The sequence below is a fragment of the Marichromatium sp. PS1 genome, from assembly GCF_041155115.1.
Lineage (GTDB): Bacteria > Pseudomonadota > Gammaproteobacteria > Chromatiales > Chromatiaceae > Marichromatium > Marichromatium gracile.
In genome coordinates, this window is record NZ_BAAFHB010000002.1 from 737,501 (window position 1) to 755,562 (window position 18,062).

At 66.1% G+C, this 18,062-nt stretch carries 13 protein-coding genes, 2 rRNA genes and 1 riboswitch (1 of these 16 cut by a window edge); of the genes, 9 read left to right on the forward strand and 6 right to left on the reverse strand.

From position 1 onward, the window contains the following. From ACAM26_RS04570 to ACAM26_RS04580, 3 genes are all read left to right on the forward strand, one after another. Positions 1 to 1,484 (forward strand): 23S ribosomal RNA (locus tag ACAM26_RS04570) (it extends 1,404 nt beyond the left edge of the window). Between the two features lie 105 nt (positions 1,485 to 1,589). Then, positions 1,590 to 1,705, forward strand: a 5S ribosomal RNA gene (gene rrf, locus ACAM26_RS04575). Positions 1,706 to 2,427: 722 nt separating this feature from the next. Continuing rightward, positions 2,428 to 3,558: a DegT/DnrJ/EryC1/StrS aminotransferase family protein gene (locus ACAM26_RS04580; protein WP_123143429.1), complete on the forward strand. Its 1,131-nt coding sequence runs from the start codon at positions 2,428 to 2,430 to the stop codon at positions 3,556 to 3,558. A 99-nt stretch (positions 3,559 to 3,657) separates the two neighbouring features. Here the strand turns inward: ACAM26_RS04580 and thiC are convergent, their stop codons facing one another. Further along, on the reverse strand, positions 3,658 to 5,550 hold the full coding sequence (gene thiC, locus ACAM26_RS04585; RefSeq protein ID WP_369613193.1) for a phosphomethylpyrimidine synthase ThiC: 1,893 nt from the start codon (positions 5,548 to 5,550) through the stop codon (positions 3,658 to 3,660). 181 nt (positions 5,551 to 5,731) lie between these two features. Next, a riboswitch (TPP riboswitch) is annotated at positions 5,732 to 5,874 on the reverse strand. A gap of 88 nt (positions 5,875 to 5,962) precedes the next feature. Here thiC and ACAM26_RS04590 point away from each other — a divergent pair. After that, positions 5,963 to 6,583, forward strand: a complete 621-nt coding sequence (locus tag ACAM26_RS04590) for a hypothetical protein (RefSeq protein ID WP_223806176.1) — start codon at positions 5,963 to 5,965, stop codon at positions 6,581 to 6,583. A gap of 337 nt (positions 6,584 to 6,920) precedes the next feature. On the opposite strand, the gene ACAM26_RS04595 is transcribed toward ACAM26_RS04590, so the two are convergent. After that, entirely contained in the window at positions 6,921 to 7,988 is a 1,068-nt protein-coding gene (locus ACAM26_RS04595) for a class III poly(R)-hydroxyalkanoic acid synthase subunit PhaC (RefSeq protein ID WP_123139591.1), read from the reverse strand. Positions 7,989 to 8,047: 59 nt separating this feature from the next. Continuing rightward, complete coding sequence (phaE, locus tag ACAM26_RS04600; RefSeq protein ID WP_369613194.1) at positions 8,048 to 9,112, reverse strand: class III poly(R)-hydroxyalkanoic acid synthase subunit PhaE; 1,065 nt, start codon at positions 9,110 to 9,112, stop codon at positions 8,048 to 8,050. A 251-nt stretch (positions 9,113 to 9,363) separates the two neighbouring features. On the opposite strand from phaE, the gene ACAM26_RS04605 reads away from it, so the two are divergent. The 4 genes from ACAM26_RS04605 (at position 9,364) to phbB (ending at position 12,665) form a co-directional block, all read left to right on the forward strand. Next, positions 9,364 to 10,548, forward strand: coding sequence for an acetyl-CoA C-acetyltransferase (locus ACAM26_RS04605; RefSeq protein ID WP_123139589.1), 1,185 nt, complete (start codon positions 9,364 to 9,366; stop codon positions 10,546 to 10,548). 195 nt (positions 10,549 to 10,743) lie between these two features. Continuing rightward, entirely contained in the window at positions 10,744 to 11,226 is a 483-nt protein-coding gene (phaR, locus tag ACAM26_RS04610; protein ID WP_062273069.1) for a polyhydroxyalkanoate synthesis repressor PhaR, read from the forward strand. 188 nt (positions 11,227 to 11,414) lie between these two features. Then, a complete protein-coding gene (locus ACAM26_RS04615) occupies positions 11,415 to 11,780 on the forward strand; it encodes a phasin family protein (RefSeq protein ID WP_123139588.1) in 366 nt (121 codons plus the stop codon). Between the two features lie 144 nt (positions 11,781 to 11,924). Continuing rightward, on the forward strand, positions 11,925 to 12,665 hold the full coding sequence (gene phbB / locus ACAM26_RS04620; RefSeq protein ID WP_369613195.1) for an acetoacetyl-CoA reductase: 741 nt from the start codon (positions 11,925 to 11,927) through the stop codon (positions 12,663 to 12,665). Positions 12,666 to 12,794: 129 nt separating this feature from the next. On the opposite strand, the gene ACAM26_RS04625 is transcribed toward phbB, so the two are convergent. From ACAM26_RS04625 to ACAM26_RS04635, 3 genes are read right to left on the reverse strand one after another with little or no spacing between them, the layout of a single operon-like run. Then, positions 12,795 to 13,688: a glycosyltransferase gene (locus tag ACAM26_RS04625; protein WP_132228950.1), complete on the reverse strand. Its 894-nt coding sequence runs from the start codon at positions 13,686 to 13,688 to the stop codon at positions 12,795 to 12,797. A 4-nt stretch (positions 13,689 to 13,692) separates the two neighbouring features. Beyond that, positions 13,693 to 15,435, reverse strand: a complete 1,743-nt coding sequence (locus ACAM26_RS04630; RefSeq protein ID WP_369613196.1) for an asparagine synthase-related protein — start codon at positions 15,433 to 15,435, stop codon at positions 13,693 to 13,695. Next, on the reverse strand, positions 15,423 to 16,547 hold the full coding sequence (locus ACAM26_RS04635; RefSeq protein WP_123143154.1) for a hypothetical protein: 1,125 nt from the start codon (positions 16,545 to 16,547) through the stop codon (positions 15,423 to 15,425). Before ACAM26_RS04635 ends, ACAM26_RS04630 begins: the two co-directional genes overlap by 13 nt. Before the next feature lie 108 nt (positions 16,548 to 16,655). On the opposite strand from ACAM26_RS04635, the gene ACAM26_RS04640 reads away from it, so the two are divergent. Continuing rightward, positions 16,656 to 18,062 carry an O-antigen ligase gene (locus ACAM26_RS04640; protein WP_123143153.1) on the forward strand — a complete coding sequence of 469 codons (1,407 nt, stop codon included), beginning with the start codon at positions 16,656 to 16,658 and terminating at the stop codon, positions 18,060 to 18,062.

Here is an 18,062-nt window from a genome sequence, read left to right on the forward strand (position 1 = left end):
TGGGATGACGGAGAAGGCTAGGTCAGCCGGCCGATGGTAGTGCCGGTCCAAGCGAGTAGGGAGTGTCCTTAGGCAAATCCGGGGACACAATCCTGAGACGTGATGACGAGTTCCCACGGGAACGAAGTGATTGATGCCAAGCTTCCAGGAAAAGTCTCTAAGCTTCAGGTTACAGATGACCGTACCCCAAACCGACACAGGTGGGCAGGGTGAGAATCCCAAGGCGCTTGAGAGAACCCTGGTGAAGGAACTAGGCAAAATGGTACCGTAACTTCGGGAGAAGGTACGCCCTTGGTAGGTGAAGCGACTTGCTCGTGGAGCCGAAGAGGGTTGCAGTGACCAGGCCGCTGCGACTGTTTATTAAAAACACAGCACTCTGCAAACTCGTAAGAGGACGTATAGGGTGTGACGCCTGCCCGGTGCCGGAAGGTTAAGTGATGGGGTTATCTTCGGAGAAGCTCTTGATCGAAGCCCCGGTAAACGGCGGCCGTAACTATAACGGTCCTAAGGTAGCGAAATTCCTTGTCGGGTAAGTTCCGACCTGCACGAATGGCGTAACGATGGCGGCACTGTCTCCACCAGGGACTCAGTGAAATTGAAATCTCGGTCAAGATGCCGAGTACCCGCGGCTAGACGGAAAGACCCCGTGAACCTTTACTATAGCTTTGCACTGGACTTTGAACCTACTTGTGTAGGATAGGTGGGAGGCTTTGAAACAGTGGCGCCAGCTGCTGTGGAGCCAACCTTGAAATACCACCCTGGTATGTTCGGAGTTCTAACCTCGGTCCGTGATCCGGATCAGGGACAGTGCATGGTGGGTAGTTTGACTGGGGCGGTCTCCTCCCAAAGCGTAACGGAGGAGCACGAAGGTACCCTCAGCGCGGTCGGAAATCGCGCAATGAGTGCAAAGGCATAAGGGTGCTTGACTGCGAGACAGACACGTCGAGCAGGTACGAAAGTAGGTCTTAGTGATCCGGTGGTTCTGTATGGAAGGGCCATCGCTCAACGGATAAAAGGTACTCCGGGGATAACAGGCTGATACCGCCCAAGAGTTCATATCGACGGCGGTGTTTGGCACCTCGATGTCGGCTCATCACATCCTGGGGCTGAAGTCGGTCCCAAGGGTATGGCTGTTCGCCATTTAAAGTGGTACGCGAGCTGGGTTTAGAACGTCGTGAGACAGTTCGGTCCCTATCTGCCGTGGGCGTTGGAGACTTGAGGGAAGCTGCTCCTAGTACGAGAGGACCGGAGTGGACGTACCCCTGGTGTTCCGGTTGTCACGCCAGTGGCATTGCCGGGTAGCTATGTACGGACGGGATAACCGCTGAAAGCATCTAAGCGGGAAGCCCCTCCCAAGATGAGGTCTCCCTGGGCACTTGATGCCCCTGAAGGTCCGTCGAAGACCACGACGTTGATAGGCAGGATGTGGAAGCGCGGTAACGTGTGAAGCTAACCTGTACTAATTGACCGTGCGGCTTGACCATATAACACCCAAGTGCGTTGTACGGGCCTCGGCTCACGCAACTGCCGACAACGATCTGAACCGAATTGGTCCTGTCCGAGATGATCGGGCAAGACAAAGCAGTTTTCCTGGCGGCCATAGAGTCCTGGAACCACCTGATCCCATCCCGAACTCAGAAGTGAAACAGGACCTCGCCGATGATAGTGTGGGGCCTCCCCATGCGAAAGTAGGTCACTGCCAGGACCTTATCCCAAAACCCCCGAGCACCCTGTGCTCGGGGGTTTTACTTTGTGCGCCGAAAAAAGCCGCCAGCCGCCAGCCGCCAGCCGTCAGCCGTCAGCCGTCAGCCGTCAGCCGGAAAGATTGAACCGCAAAGACCCAAAGAACGCCAAGGGGCGTCGGGGATGTGCGGCTGACGCCGCAGCGCGTGCGAGTGCATGATCTGCGCTCGGTTCCTGTCCCGGCAGCTGAAAGCTGCCAGCGGTCAGTAGGATTGAACCGCAAAGGCTCAAAGGACGCGAAGGAGTATCGGGAATACGCGGCTGACGCCGCGGCGCGCGCGAGTGCGTGGCCAGCGTTCGGTTCCTGTCCCGGCGCCGATTGCCGTTCTCAGCAGACGTTGACGCTGGTAAAAGCCGGCAACCCAACCGACGGGGCTGTGCGCCGGACGTCGACCGCCCCCCACATTCAAAACCCTTCGCGCCCTTGGCGCCTTTGCGGTTCAATCTCCTGGCCGCTGGCCGCTGGCCGCTGGCCGCTGGCCGCTGGCCGCTGGCCGCTGGCCGCTGGCCGCTGGCCGCTGGCCGCTGGCCGCTCGTTACCCTCGTCACGCAATTGGGTTAGGATTCAAGCACAACGATCAATCGCCCGTGCCGTGATGCCTGCCGTTGTCGTGCAGAGCCATTCGAGGGTAGCACCGGCGCGGTGAACTGGTCCTTCTGCACCCGAAATCAAAGGCGAGTTGAATGCAATTCATCGATCTGAAAACGCAGTACGCGCGCATCGAGCAGGACGTTCGGAGCCGTATCGACGCGGTTCTGAGTCACGGTCAGTACATCATGGGCCCCGAGGTCCAGGCGCTCGAGGAAGAGCTTGCGACCTTTGTCGGGGTCGAGCACTGCGTCGGGCTGTCGAGTGGGACCGATGCGCTGCTCGCGGCGATGATGGCGCTCGAGATCGGGCGTGGTGACGAGGTCATCACCAGTCCCTTCACCTTCATCGCCACCGCCGAGATGATCGCTCTGCTCGGTGCCCGCCCGGTGTTCGTCGACATCGACCCGGTGACCTATAACATCGATCCCAATGCGCTGGAGGATGCGATCACCGGCCGTACCCGTGCGATCATGCCGGTTTCGCTCTATGGCCAGTGCGCCGACATGGATGCGGTCAATGCCGTGGCCGAGGCACATAATCTGGCGGTGATCGAGGACGCGGCGCAGAGCTTCGGCGCGACCTACAAGGGCAAGCGCTCCTGTGGGCTCTCGACCATCGGTTGCACCTCCTTCTTCCCGGCCAAGCCGCTCGGCGCCTATGGCGATGCGGGTGCCTGTTTCACCAATGATGCCGATCTGGCGCGCCAGCTGCGCGAGGTGCGCAATCACGGCCAGTCGCGTCGTTACTACCATCCGCGTCTCGGCATCAATGGTCGTCTCGACACCATGCAGGCGGCGGTGCTGCAGTCCAAGCTGGCGATCTTCCCCGATGAGGTCGAGGCCCGTGGTCGACTGGGTGCACGCTACAGCGAACTGCTGCGCGCGCGCGGCGCGGGAACGACCGCCGAGCCCGGCGAGAGCGGTGTGCTGACCCCCTCGATCGCTCCCGACAACACCTCGGTCTATGCCCAGTACACCCTGCAGGTGGCGGATCGCGAGGCGGTGGCCGAGGCACTCAAGGCGCGCGACATCCCCACCGCGGTGCACTATCCGGTGCCGCTCAACGAGCAGCCGGTGTTCCATGTCCCGGGAGCGCCGGCGACACCGGTCAGTGCCGAGGTGGCCGAGCGTGTGATCAGCCTGCCGATGCACCCCTATCTCACCGAAGAGGTGCAGCGCGAGGTGGTCGAGGCGGTGGCCGAGGCCTGCGGCCTCGAGGGCTGAGTGAACCGACCCCGGCGGTGATCGCCGGGGGGTATGAACCCCGGTCCGTGCGCGGCGGATCGGGCGCCCGCCCCGCAATGGGGCGGGCAGGCGTCGGGCTCAGACCTCCTTGTAGAGCTCGGCGCCGGCCTCGCGGAACTCGCGGGCCTTCTCCTGCATGCCGCTCTCGACCGCCCGGTCGAGGTCCTCGATCTTCTGGCTGTTGGCGTATTCGCGCACGTCCTGGGTGATCTTCATCGAACAGAAGTGCGGTCCGCACATCGAGCAGAAGTGGGCGACCTTGTGCGAATCGTGCGGCAGGGTACGGTCGTGGAACTCGCGCGCGCGCTCGGGATCGAGCGAGAGGTTGAACTGATCCTCCCAGCGGAACTCGAAGCGCGCCTTGCTCAGCGCGTTGTCTTGGATCTGCGCGCCCGGTAGGCCCTTGCCGAGATCGGCGCCGTGGGCGGCGATCTTGTAGGTGATGATGCCGCTGCGCACGTCCTCCTTGTCGGGCAGGCCGAGGTGTTCCTTGGGGGTGACGTAGCAGAGCATGGCGGTGCCGTACCAGCCGATGTTGGCCGCGCCGATACCCGAGGTGATGTGGTCGTAGGCCGGCGCGATGTCGGTGATCAGCGGGCCGAGGGTGTAGAAGGGCGCCTCGAAGCAGTCGACCAGCTCCTTGGTGACGTTCTCCTGGATCATCTGTAGCGGCACGTGACCGGGGCCCTCGATCATCACCTGCACGTCGTGCTCCCAGGCGCGCTTGGTCAGCTCGCCGAGGGTTTCGAGCTCGGCGAACTGGGCGCGGTCGTTGGCGTCGGCGAGCGAGCCCGGACGCAGCCCGTCGCCGAGGCTGACGGCGACGTCATAGGTGCGCAGGATCTCGCACAGCTCCTCGAAGTTGGTGTAGAGGAAGTTCTCCTGGTGGTGCGCCAGACACCACTTGGCGAGGATCGAGCCGCCACGCGAGACGATGCCGGTGACCCGATCGGCGGTCAGCGGGATGTAGCGCAGCAGCAGCCCGGCGTGGATGGTGAAGTAGTCGACGCCCTGCTCGGCCTGCTCGATCAGGGTGTCGCGCACCAGCTCCCAGGTCAGCTCCTCGGGACGGCCATCGACCTTCTCCAGCGCCTGGTAGATGGGCACGGTGCCGATCGGCACCGGCGAGTTGCGCAGGATCCACTCGCGGGTCTCGTGGATGTTCTTGCCGGTCGACAGGTCCATCAGGGTGTCGCCACCCCAGCGCGCCGACCACACCATCTTCTCGACCTCTTCCTCGATCGATGAGGTGGTGGCCGAGTTACCGATATTGGTGTTGATCTTCACCCGGAAGTTGCGACCGATGATCATCGGCTCCACCTCAGGGTGGTTGATGTTGGCCGGGATCACCGCGCGACCGCGCGCCACCTCATCGCGCACGAACTCCGGGGTGATCTGCTCGGGCAGCGGCTGGCCGAAGGCGTTGCCGGGGTGCTGGCGCAGCAGCTTGGCATAGCGCGGATCGGCGCGCAGTTCGTCGAGCCGCATGTTCTCGCGGATCGCGACGAACTCCATCTCCGGGGTGATGATGCCGCGGCGGGCATAGGCCATCTGGGTGATGGTCTGGCCGGGCTTAGCGCGGCGGGGGGTACGCAGATGTTCGAAACGCAGGTGGGCCAGCGCTGGATCACTCTGACGGGCGCGACCGAAGGCCGAGGTCGGACTGTCGAGCTGCTCGGTGTCGCCCCGCGCCTCGATCCAGCCCGAACGCAGATCGGGCAGGCCGGCCATCAGATCGATGCTGGCATTCGGGTCGGTATAGGGCCCCGAGGTGTCGTAGACCGGGATCGGCGGATTCTCCTCCGGCTCGCCGCTGGTGAGCGTCGGACTCTGGGCGACCTCGCGCATGGGCACGCGCAGATCGGGACGCGAGCCGGTGACATAGACCTTGCGCGAATTCGGGAAGGGGCGGGTCGCGGCCTCGGAGAGTTGCGCGGTCTTGTGGACGAAGTCTTCTGGAATGGCGCTCATCGGGTTTCCTCAGGACTGGAGCGGGGCGCTGGGCTCCACGCGATTGCTGGCTCGGCCAGCATGGGCTGCGGGTCGACCTCGATGCGCCGCATGGATGTTGGCGAGCGCCGTCGGGCAGGTGTGCGGCATGGTTGGAGCGGGTCGGGCGCGGGCACCGGGTGGGGTGCCGCAGGATCGCCGTCGGCTCCATTGCCTGCTTTCCTGCGCCGGCATGATCCGGGTCAGGTTCGAAGGGTCTCTTCTCAGCCCGTTCCGGCCCCGGCGCGCGCCGCGGATCTCGCGGTCGCCGCCCGCGAATCGGCGCGGACACCCCCAGCAGTGAATGTCACTCGAAGCTATAGAAAGGACGCCATGATTTCAACCGCGAATTCACGCGGTTGCCGTGATTTCGCCATCTCTGGAGGGTCGTGCCATGCTTGATCGAGAATCCGCCGCTGTCCCCCACGTTCACGCCGCGGCCAACGGATCGCGCCCCGCTGCCGGTGTCGGTCGGCTGGTGCTGACCCCGACCGATCCGCGTGGTCGTCCAGGGATGCGGCTGTTGGTCGGTCAATTGACCGAGGCCGGCTTCATCGGTGCGCCGCTGTGGCCGGGGCGACCGATCTACCGGGTCGGTGATGATTTCCTGGCGCTGGTGAGCTTTGCCGGTTGCGCGGTGCGGATCGATCCGACGGGTGAGGGCGAGGGGCCCTGGTGCCGGGTCGGGATCCCGCGCCCGAGTGCGCGGGCGCGCCCCTGCCTGGGGCACAACACCCGGGCGCCGCGCTGTCATGAATGCCGCTCGCGGCTGGAGGACTGGCCGCGTCGACTGGAGTTGTGGCACAGCCAGCCGCGCAGCGGTTGGCGTTGCGACGGTTGTGGTGTGGTCCGACCACCCTGGGGGTGGGACTGGGGGCGACGGGGCGGGTTCGGGCGGACCTTCGTGGAGGTCGAGGCGGTGTTCCCCGGCGAGGCGGTGCCGACCCCGGCGCTGCTCGATCTGTTGACTCGGGCCAGTGGCCTGAGCTGGCGTTACTTCTATGTCCAGGGTTGAATCAGTTGCCAGTTGCCAGTTGCCAGTTGCCAGTTGCCAGTTGCCAGTTGCCAGTTGCCAGTTGCCAGTTGCCAGTTGCCAGTCGCCAGTCGCCAGTCGCCAGTCGCGGGATTGAACCGCAAAGCCCCACAGCACGCTAAGGGGGCGAAGATGTGCGGCTGAGGCCGGGGCGTGTGTGCGAGTCCATTGGTTTCTGCACCGGCGCCGTCGGCAGGCGCTGACGCTGGCGTTGGGGTGCCGAAAGGCGGCAACCCAACCGACGCGACTCCAGCGATCCGCCGCCAGCCGCGATAGGCCCCTGTTCAGAAGGGTGCCTGTCGCGCTCGATGGCGGTGACTCAGGTCCGGGCGTTGAGCCAGTCGCCGATCGCCGGGGTGACCTCCTTCTGCGCCTTGCCGCTGACATAGATGCCGATGTGGCCGCCGGGGAAGGCCAGCTCGGTGTAGTCCTCGCTGCCGACCAGGCCCTTGAGCGCGCGTGAGGCATCCGGCGGCACCAGGTGGTCCTGCAGGGCGTAGATGTTGAGCACCGGGCAGCTGATCCGGGCCAGATCGATCTCGTCCTCGCCGATCCGCACGCCGCCGTTGATGAAGCCGTTGCGCTGGTAGAAGTCCTTGATGAACTGGCGGAAGGTCTCGCCGGCCTGATCGGGGCTGTCGAAGATCCACTTCTCCATGCGCAGGAAGTTCTTCACCTTGCGCGGGTCGTCGAGCAGGTCGACCATGTTGATGTATTTCTGCCCGGTCAGGCTGAACGGCTTGAGCGAGAGGAAGGTCCAGTTGAGCAGCTCGCCCGGGATGTTGCCCATGGTGTCGACGGCGAGGTCGACATCGACGTCCTGCACCCAGGCCGAGAGCAGGTTGTCCGGGGTCTGGAAGTCGACCGGGGTGACCATGGTGACCAGGTTGTTGACCTTGTCCTGGTGGAGCGAGGTGTACATCAGGCTGAAGGCGCCGCCCTGGCAGATGCCGAGGATGTTGACGCGGTCGATGTCGTGGGTCTCGCGGATGTGGTCGACGCAGCGGTCGATATAGCCGTTGATGTAGTCGTCGAGGGTCAGCGCGCGATCGGCCTGATCGGGATAGCCCCAGTCGATCAGATAGACGTCCTGCCCGGTGGCGAGCAGCCCCTTGATGGTCGAGCGATCCTCCTGGATGTCGGTCATGTAGGGGCGGTTGACCAGGGCGTAGACCACCAGCAGCGGGATCGGTTGGCGCGCCGTGCCCTCAGGTGCCTGATAGCGGTAGAGGGTCAGCTTGTCCTCCTGATAGACCGCCTCCTTGGGGGTCACGCCGGTGTCGATCTCGCCGGCGCTGATCAGGTTCTCCATGCCCTGGCCGAGCTTGCGATTGTAGTCGAGCATCTCCTGGGCGAGCTTGTCGGGTCGGATATCGATGGGGATCACGATCTCGTTCCTCTCAGTGTGCGGCGGGTGCGCGCGGCTGCGTCGGCGGGGCGACTCGGTCAGCTGCTCGTGGTCGGTTTGGCGGTGGTCTTCTTGCGCGCCGTGGTCTTGCGCGTCGCCGGGGTGCGCTTGAGCGCGGTGGCCGGCTCCTTCGCCGGCTCGCCGAGCGCGGCCTCCACCCGCTTCTCGAGCTGGTGCAGGCGGCAGCGCAGCTGCTTGTTCTCACGGCGGGTCTCCTGCAGCCGGTCCTGCAGGGTGCGCAGCTCGCTGCGGGTGGGCATGTTCAGTGCGCCGAGGTTCTCGTCGACGATCACCGACATGCGCTTCTTGAACCGCATCTGGGCGTTGATCAGCCGACCGTGGATGCGTGCGTACTCGGGGGTGGCGACCTCCTCGGCATAGACGCTCTCGCAGCACCCCACCCAGTTGTCGTAGAGCGCGCGGGCCGAATCGATGCTCTTGCCGGACTCGACCACGCCCTGGATGAAGCTGCCCATGCGCTCGACCGACTTCATCCCGAGCCGGCTGTAGAACCCGGTGTATTCCTGCAGTGCCGACTGATAGTCCATCGAGCAGCGCAGTAGCTCCTGGTACTGTGCCTGCTCCTCGCGGGTGTAGCCGAGCCCCGGCGCCGAGAGCGCCTGATCGAGACGGTCCCTGAGCTGGTCGTGTGGCATGTTGCGCAGGAAGTCGCCCGGGACCGGCGAGAGCGAGGACATCATCCGCTGCCAGTTGTCGAGCGGCAGCTCCCAGAACGCGCTCATCCGCTGCATCGCCTCGTTGCCGCCGTCGAGACCGCCGCTGAAGCGCCGCTGCATCTCCTCCATGGCCTTGAGCCAGGTGCTCATCGGGTCTTTGCTGTCGCCACCGCCGTTGACGAATTGTTCACCCAGCCCGAACAGGGTCTGACCCTGTTCGATCAGCTTGTCCATGAAGGCGCGGGTGTTGTCCGGGGCCGCGGGCGACATCGCCCGCCACCATTGCTCGACCGCCTCCGACCAGGCGTTGGTCGGCTTGGCGTGTTCCGTCGCGCCCATCGCCTTGCGGCTCATCTCGGTCCAGCCATCCCAGTACTTGCGCTGCAGTTCGAGCCAGTCATCGTCGAAAAAGATGCTCTTACTCATGCTATTGCCTTCCTCAGGATCGGGTTTGAACGAACGTTAGCATGCTGATTTGTGCACTGCAACAAAGGTGCGTAGAATCCCCTTTGAAACCGGACCGGCGCATCGCCTCGTGTCCTGAACCGGATAGTACAGGCTCGCGGGGGTTGCAATCCGGCGGTCATTGCGCAACGGTGCTTCGACCGGCGGTTGCCGGTATTCACAACCATTCGCCCGACCTAATCGATCAATCCAAGCGAGAGAGCGTATACACGATGAGTGAAGATATCGTCATTGTCGACGCCGGACGTACCGCCGTCGGCAACTTCGGCGGCAGTCTCTCCTCCCTGCCGGCCACGGAACTGGGCACGGTCGTGCTCAAGGCACTGCTGGCGCGCACCGGACTCGATCCGCAGCGGGTCGACGAGGTGGTGCTCGGTCAGGTGCTCGCCGCCGGCGTCGGACAGAACCCGGCGCGCCAGACCGCGCTCAATGCCGGGCTGCCGCATGGGGTGTCGGCGATGACCATCAACAAGGTCTGCGGCAGTGGTCTCAAGGCCGTCCACCTGGCGATGCAGGCGGTCGCCTGTGGCGACGCCGAGGTCGTGATCGCCGGTGGACAGGAGAGCATGAGCCAGTCGCCGCACGTGCTGCCGCGCTCGCGCGACGGCCAGCGCATGGGTGACTGGAAGCTCAAGGACACCATGCTGGTCGATGGACTGACCGACGCCTTCGATCAGTGCCACATGGGCATGACCGCGGAGAACATCGCCAGGCAGTACGGTTTCACCCGCGAGGCGCAGGACGCCTTCGCCGCCGACTCGCAGCGCAAGGCCGAGGCGGCGATCGAGGCCGGGCGCTTCACCGACGAGATCGTTCCGGTGAGCATCCCGCAGCGCAAGGGCGAGCCGCTGGTCTTCGACCGTGACGAGTTCCCGCGCGCCGGCACCACCGCCGAGAAGCTCGGGCGGCTGCGCCCGGCCTTCGATCGCGAGGGGACGGTGACCGCCGGCAATGCCTCGGGGATCAACGATGGCGCGGCGATGGTGGTGGTGATGCGGGCATCGACCGCCGCGGCGCTGGGGCTGACCCCGATGGCGCGACTGGTCGCCTTCGCCAGCGCCGGCGTCGACCCCAAGATCATGGGGACCGGTCCCATCCCGGCCTCCAACAAGTGCCTGGAGAAGGCGGGCTGGACCCCGGCCGAGCTCGACCTGATCGAGGCCAACGAGGCCTTCGCCGCCCAGGCGATGTCGGTCAACCAGGAGATGGGCTGGGATCTCGACAAGGTCAACGTCAACGGCGGGGCGATCGCGCTCGGTCATCCGATCGGCGCCTCCGGCGCCCGGGTGCTGGTCAGCCTGCTCTACGAGATGCGTCGGCGCGAGGCCCGCAAGGGTCTGGCGACCCTGTGCATCGGCGGTGGTCAGGGGGTTGCGCTGGCCGTCGAGCGCGTCTGAACCCCTCGCTCGCTCCGGGTGAACGCCGCCCGGGGCGAGCGAGGGCGCAGTGGCAGCCAGTCGTCGATGACTAGGGTAAACTGTGTGCGCAACACCGGTCGCCGATATCGCCGGCGACCATTCCGATGACCCGGAGCGGTTCGGCCGCCTCAGTCTCCAGCCAATCGCAGATCGCCGAACCGGCGACAGGTGTCAATGGACAAATCGCGCATCATCAAGAAGTACCCCAACCGGCGCCTCTACGACACCGAGATCAGTCGTTACATCACCTTGGCCGACGTCCGTGCCCTGGTGATGGGCGGCGTCCCCTTCAAGGTGTTCGACACCGCCAACGATACCGACATCACCCGGGCGATCCTGTTGCAGATCATGCTCGAAGAGGAGAGCGGCGGCGAGCCGCTGTTCAGCGCCAACATGCTGGCGCAGATCATCCGCTTCTATGGCGGCACCCTGCAGGGCACCTTTGCGCGCTATCTCGAGGGCGCGCTGGACGTGTTCGCCAGGCAGCAGCAGGAGCTGACCCAGTCGTGGGCCGATACCCCGCTCGACACCATGACCCGCATGGCGCAGCAGAACGTCGAGCTGTGGGGCGAGCTGCAGCGCGAGTTCATGCGGAGCGCCGGCTTCGATCTCGGTCGTGATCGCGACAAGCCCAAGCCCCCCGACGACAGCGACTGATCCGCCTGCCTTGCCGATCGCGCCCGGTCCTCGGGCGTGCCTCAGCGCGGCGTCGGTGTCGCGCCATCCCCGAAGATTGAATTTCGTCAATGCTGAAGATTAAAAAAATCTTCATTGACGCTTCCGTGTACGGGGTCTATTGTGCACTGCAACAAATGCTGCAACGCACAAACCTTCGGAGATGACCCATGAGCACGAACGAAACCTTCAAGACCTTCAACGACATGACCACCAAGGGCATGGATCGCATGACCAGCCTCGGTGAACTCAACGTCAGTATCTTCGAGAAGCTCGCCAGCCGTCAGATGGACGCGCTGAACCTCTACATGGACCACTCGATGCGGCTGATGACGCTTGCCACCGAGTCGAAGGGGTACAATGAGTTCTTCAAGGGCCAGGTCGAGGCGACCAAGGCGTTGACCGAGCGTATGATGGACGAGAGCAAGGCCACCATGCAGGTGCTCGGCGAGACCCGCGAGGAGTATCGCACCTGGCTCGAGAAGAACATGGCCGAGATCGGCGCCGACGTGCGCAAGGGCGTGGCCGCGAGCTGACGTCCGCAGACCGCGCGGTCCAGTACCGGACCGCCATTGACAATGACCCCGGCCGGAGTGCCGGGGCGTTGTGGATGAAGGATGCGGGTCCGCCCCGAGACGGGGCGAACCCGAACGACGACAAGACCTGAGGAGGAAACAGATATGTCTCGTATTGCGCTCGTCACCGGTGGTATCGGCGGTATCGGGACCGCCATCTGCAAGCGCCTCGCCGCCGATGGCTGCGTGGTGATCGCCAACCACCATCCCGCCGAGACCGAGGTCGCCGAGACCTGGAAGCGCGAGCGCGCCGCCGAGGGGTTGGAGTTCGACACCATCGCCGCCGACGTGGCCGATCCCGAGGACTGCGCACGGATGGCCGCAGCGATCGCCGAGCGTCATGGTCCGGTCGACATCCTCGTCAATTGCGCCGGCATCACCCGCGACAAGACCTTCAAGCGGATGGTGCCGGAGCACTGGAACGCCGTCCTCGACATCAACCTCAAGAGCGTCTTCAATGTCACCAAGCCGCTCTGGGAAGGCATGCTCGAGCGCGGTTTCGGGCGTATCATCAACATCTCGTCGGTGAATGGCCAAAAGGGTCAGTTCGGTCAGACCAACTACTCGGCGGCCAAGGCCGGCATGCACGGCTTCACCATGGCGCTGGCTCAGGAAGGGGCCGCCAAGGGTGTGACCGTGAACACGGTTTCGCCCGGTTATGTCGAGACTGCCATGACCCTGGCAATGAAGGACGAGGTCCGCGAGAGTATCATCTCCGGCATCCCGATGCGCCGCATGGCGCAGCCCGAAGAGATCGCCGCCGCGGTCGCCTTCCTCGCGAGCGACGAGACCGCCTATGTCACCGGCGCCAATCTGCCGGTCAATGGCGGACTCTTCATCCACTGAATTCGGACGAGGTCCGGCGAAAAAACACCATGCCGGACCCCAATGGTCCTACAGAGTCCTCCTCGTCTCTCTCACTATGAGACGTTTGCAGCCCGGCCCCGCGCCGGGCTTTTTTTTTGTCTGCCCGAATCAGCGCGCGCGGTAGCGCAGCGCCAGGAGTCGCTTGAGTGCGGCGAGTGTCGGGGTGGTGTTGATCAGCAGCGGCAGCGCGCCCTTGAGGTTGCCGCGGTTGACCAGGCGGAGGAAGTCGCCCGGCGGTAGCGTCTCGCCGGCGAGGCGGCGACGCAGGATCTCGAGCGAGTCGAGGTGGCGCGGGGCGAGCTGGTCGCGATGCTTGGCGACGAAGCGTCCCAGTCCCTCGAGCACCCGGGTACGATCCCCGGAGATGCGTGCCAGCTCGTGGTCCTTGAACTGCACATAGCTCGCCTCGCGCAAGCGGTAGGCGGCGCCGCGCGCCGTCACCAGTCGTACCCAGGTGTCGTAGTCCTGCAGTGCCGGCAGCGCCGGGTCGAAGCCGCCGATCTCGCGCAGCCACGCGGTGCGGGTGAGGACCTGATTGCCCAGCCGGTTGTAATGGAGCATCGCCTCGAGGTCGATCCGCCCGACATCGACCCTGCGGGTGATGTCGCCCCGTGGGGTGCGCTCGCGGACGGAGCTGCTCACGCACGACCACTGCCCCTCGGCGAAGCGTGCCAGCAGCCCGCTCAACCGCCCTGGGAGGAAGGCGTCGTCGTCGTCGAGCCCGGTGATCAGCGCGCCGCGCGCATCGGCGATGGCGCGATTGCGCGCGGCGCAGGCCCCGCCCGGCTCGGGCTGGCGCAGATAGCGCAGCCGCGCGCGTGCCGGGTGCGCCGCGATCCGCGCCGCGGTGTCATCGGTCGAGGCGTCGTCGACCACGATCAGCTCCAGGTGCGGATAGTCCTGGGCGAGTACCGAGTCGATCGCGCGCATCAGCAGCGCGGCGCGGTTGCGGGTCGGCAGGTAGACGCTGATCAGCGGGTGTTCGGCGAGGATCTCGGGCATCGGGTCAGGGCAGGGGTTGGTCGCGCCAGGCGGCGAGCCCGGTCGCGCCGCGCGCCGGGTCGAGCTGGGTGGCGAGGTTGAGCAGGGCGAGCAATTGTGCTCGGGGGCGCTGGTCGGCGGTGGCGAGGAGCGGCCGCCAGGCGCCCGGGTCGAGCTCGGGGCAGTGTTCGAGCTGATGGCGCAGCAGCCCGATGAGCGGTGCCCTCGGGTCGAGGCCGCGTCGGCGTCGGATCAGCTGCTGGAGCCTGCGCGCCGGTCGCGGGTGCGCCTTGGCCAGCGTCTCGAGGCGGTGATGGATGAGAAAACGTGGCGAGCCCAGCGCCCCCGGGACCCCGGCGCGGGGTAGAGCGGCCAGCGTCGGGTCGAGCCGTTCGAGCAGGGCGCGATAGAGCCGGTAGTCGCGCTTGAGCGCGCGCGGCGCGGCGAGGGCGGCGCGCAGGAAGGGCAGTGAGTAGAAGGGGGTGAGGCTGGGGAACCAGTGACGGTTGCGGTCCTCGCCCTCGAACAGCCAGCGCCGGGCGCGCTCGTGGATGAGGAAGCGGGCATGGAGGGCGTTGCCCTCGTCCTCTGGATAGGCGGCGAAGTGCGCGCGCAGGGCGCGCTCCAGGTCCGCGCGCTCCAGTCCCGTCAGGGCGGCGCACTGATCGAGGGTGAAGCGTCCGCGGCGCGCCACGATGTAGTCACAGGTCGCGCGCGCGTCGCGCAGCGCCAGCCCGGCGCCGAGGTCGGGCAGCAGCTTGTCGCCGCCGTCGCCGGTGACATAGCTCATCGTGCTGCCGTAGCGCGCGCGGAGGTGATCGAAGAAGGGCAGGTGGAAGGCGAGATCGAGGTCGTTGAGTCCCTGCTTGATCTGCAACAGTCGCAGATAGTCGGCGCCGGTGCTGGGCGGTACCTCGAAGCAGTGCCAGGGGCGATCGAGGTGTTGCGCGACCGTCGCGGCGAGCCGTTGTTCGCTCGCGGCATACCAGCCGGCGCGCGCCATGCTCGCGCAGCTGAAGGGGGTGCCGGTGGCGGCGAGACCGGCGGCCACCGTGCGCGAGTCGAGCCCGCCGCTGAGCGCCAGCACCGGCGTGTCGGCGCGTCTGCTCAGTCGCTCACAGGCGGTGATGAAGTGATCGGCGAGTACCGCGGCCTGTTGGTTCAGGCTCGCGTCGCTGTGCGGCGTCTCGACGCTGAGTCGCGCCAGGGTGCGGCGCTCGGTGTTGGCCCCGGCGTCGATCCGCAGCAGCGTCGCCGGGGCGAGCAGGGCGATGGCGCGCCACGGCGTGCGCTCGCCCAGACCGTGACCGAACAGCAGCATCTCGGCGGCGCCCAGCGGGTCGGTGGTGCGATCGGGGTCGGCGGCGACGGCGCGGGCGATGTCTCGGCTGACGAGGATGGCGCCGGGGCGCTCGAGCAGATAGAGCGGGCGGCGTGCCAGCAGGTCGTTGACGATCAGCCAGCGCTCGCTCGCCTTGTCGTGGATCAGCAGCACGAAGTCGCCGTCGAGCGTCTCCAACGTTGCGCCGGCCGCCGCCCAGTCCTCGTCGAGCAGTGCCTCGATCAGGCGTCGTGGCGGTGCGTGGTCGCAGCCCTCGATCCAACCGTCGAGCAATACCAGTGTGCGATGATCCTCCCAGCTGCGCGTCGGCTCGCTCGCCGTCGGGTCGAGCTCGAGTAACGCGCCGGGAGCGGCGAGCACCGACTCTCGGGGTGTGAGTCGGTGCAGCCGCTGCGCCGGGTCGATGCGCAGCGTCAGGCCGGACATGGCGTGGTGGTCTCCGGTTCGAGGTCGGCGAGTCGGCGGGCCAGTCGGTCGGCGAGTTCAGCCGTACTTGCCTGCTCCGCGACCGCGAGACCGAATCCGGGGACACCCGCGAGGTTGCGCTCGAGCAGCGTGGTCAGATCGGCGCTGTCCGGGTCGGGATGTGCGTAGTCGCTCATCGCCTCGAGCGGCCCCATGCCCCCCAGATAGAGCCGCTCGATGGCGACCAGCTGGCGCAGCAGGCGCGTCGCTGCGAGCGGTGCGCAGTCCTGCCGCTCCCCGGGGGCCAGCACGAAGAGCGCGTCGGGCCGGGCGCTGGAGAGGATCCGCGCGCTTGGCAGGTGTCTGGTCAGGTCCTGGGGGAAGGCGGGGTTGATCAAGGGTTGCAGCAGCGGTTGCAGCTTTTCGCTGATCGTTCGCGAGGCGACGTGCTGCAGCCGGTCGAGCAGCCGCCGCAGCGGCTGCGAGCGGATCGTTCGCGGTGCGTCGGGGCCGTCCAGCCGTTCCGCCAGCCAGGGCAGGGCGCTGAGATGATGGCGGCGGATGACCAAGCGGTGTTCGAACAGGTGCGCCCGCCCCTGGTGCAGCAGCAGCTTGTCATCGGCGAGATAGTCCCAGCCGCGATCGAGCAGCTCCAGTGTCAGGTGGGTCTTGCGGCTGCGTCTGGGGCCGAGCACGAGTGCGGTGCGACCGTGCGGATCGCGCAACGCCGCGGCATGGAGCAGCAGCCCGCCGCGCCGGGTCGCGCTAAGATGGATGGCGAACAGCAGCGCGTTGTAGAAGCGCTTGATGGCCCCGGCGCGGCGCGAGACCAGGAGGCGCACCGGGGTGCCCGGGTCGAGGATCAGGTCGGGATGGCCGCGATGGCTGTAGAGTAGGACGCGCCGCCCCTCGAACCAGACCGTGGAGACCTGCTGAGGGGCGACCCGCGGGGTGAGTTCGCGCAGCATGGCTGCGCTCTCCGGCAGCGGCGCGCAGAGGACGTCGGGCGCACCCCCGGTGGGCTCGACCCGGAAGTGGCCGAGCCGCTTGCGCACCACGGCGACATGGCTTGTGGAAAGCTGCTGCAGCCGAACATGGACCAGTCGGTGCAGCTCGAGTTCGAGATCGGTCATGCGAGGACATCCACGACAAACTGGTTGCAGCATACATCAGGGCGTGACCGACCATGACTCCGGCCTTGCCGGGCGGCGGGTCTGGGCGAACGCCACGGGCAGGGTGAGATGAGACGATCGAGCAGAGCCGCCGCCAACCCGCTGTGGGGCGGTTTCATCGTGCTGATGGTGGTCGCGACCCTGCTGCCGCTGTGGACCCCCTGGCCTGCGCTTGCGCTGCTCCCGGGGGTCGCCCTCGGCGCCCTGGTGCTGCTCGGGCGCGCGCCGAGCTGGGGGCTCTACGCGATCGTCTTCCTGATCCCCTTCGGTAACTTCCGCCAACTCGGCGGTCCGCTCGCGGACGTCAAGATCCACTGGGTGCTGGCGCTGGTGTTGCTCGTGGTGCTGGCGTTGCGATTGCTTCGCGAGCAGCAGGCCGTCGGCCTGCTGCGCTCCAATCTGTGGCCCTGGTGGGGGCTGTTTCTCGCCGTCAGTCTGTTCTCCACGCTGTGGTCGGCCTATCCGCTGGAGGCCGGTCAGCAGGTGGTGCTGACCCTGGTGGCGATGGCCTTCTTCGCCCTGGTACTGGTCTTTCTCGATGCCCACGCGCTGGTGCGACAGCTGCCGGTGGTGATCGTCGCTTCGGTCTCGCTCGGCTCGATGTTCGCGCTGATCGGCTATCTGTTCGGTGTGTCCTGGTTCGCGATCGAGGTGGGTGACGACTTCACCCGCAGCACCGGCGTGACCAGCGACCCCAACAATCTGGCGATGCTGATCATCTTCGTGTTGCCCTTCGTGGTGTTCTGGCTGGCCCATGGCCGTCGGCCACTGGTCCGGCTGGCGGCGCTGGTGCTGCTGGCGATCAACCTCGGTGCCATGGTGGTGAGCTTCTCGCGCAGCGGCGGGCTGGTGACGGCGCTGTTGCTGGCGACGCTGCTGGTGGTCAATGCGCGCGGACTGCGTCCGCGTCATCTCGGGTTGCTGTTCGCCGGCGGGGCGATGGCGTTGCTGGTGGCGTTGCTGCTGGTGCCGCAGGGTTACTGGGAGCGTCAGGCGACGCTCACCGCCTCGGACACCGACCGCTCGATCAACCGTCGTGCCTCCTATCTGGTGGTGGCCGGCGATGCCTTCGAGCAGCGCCCGCTGATCGGGCACGGCCCGGGCACCTTCCGCGAACTCTATGCCAAGACCGACTGGGCGCAGCGTTTCGATCGCGAGGGCGCGACCAATCGTCGCTTTGCCCACAACACCTATCTCGAGGTGGTGGTCGGCACCGGGGTGCTGGGGTTGATCTGCTTTCTCGGCCTGCTGGCGGTGGCGGCGCGCAACCTCTGGCTGGCGCGTCGGCTGTTGCTGGCGCGCGGTGATCCCTATCATGCCGCGCAGGTGTTGCACTATCTGCTCGCCTTCCTCTTTCTGTTGCTCTACATGGCGATGTTCAGCGACGTGTTCCAGAAGTACATGCTGCTCTCGCTCGGGGTGTCGCAGCTGTGGCTGCGCTTCGCGCTCAGCGTCGCGGACGAGGGGACGGGGTGA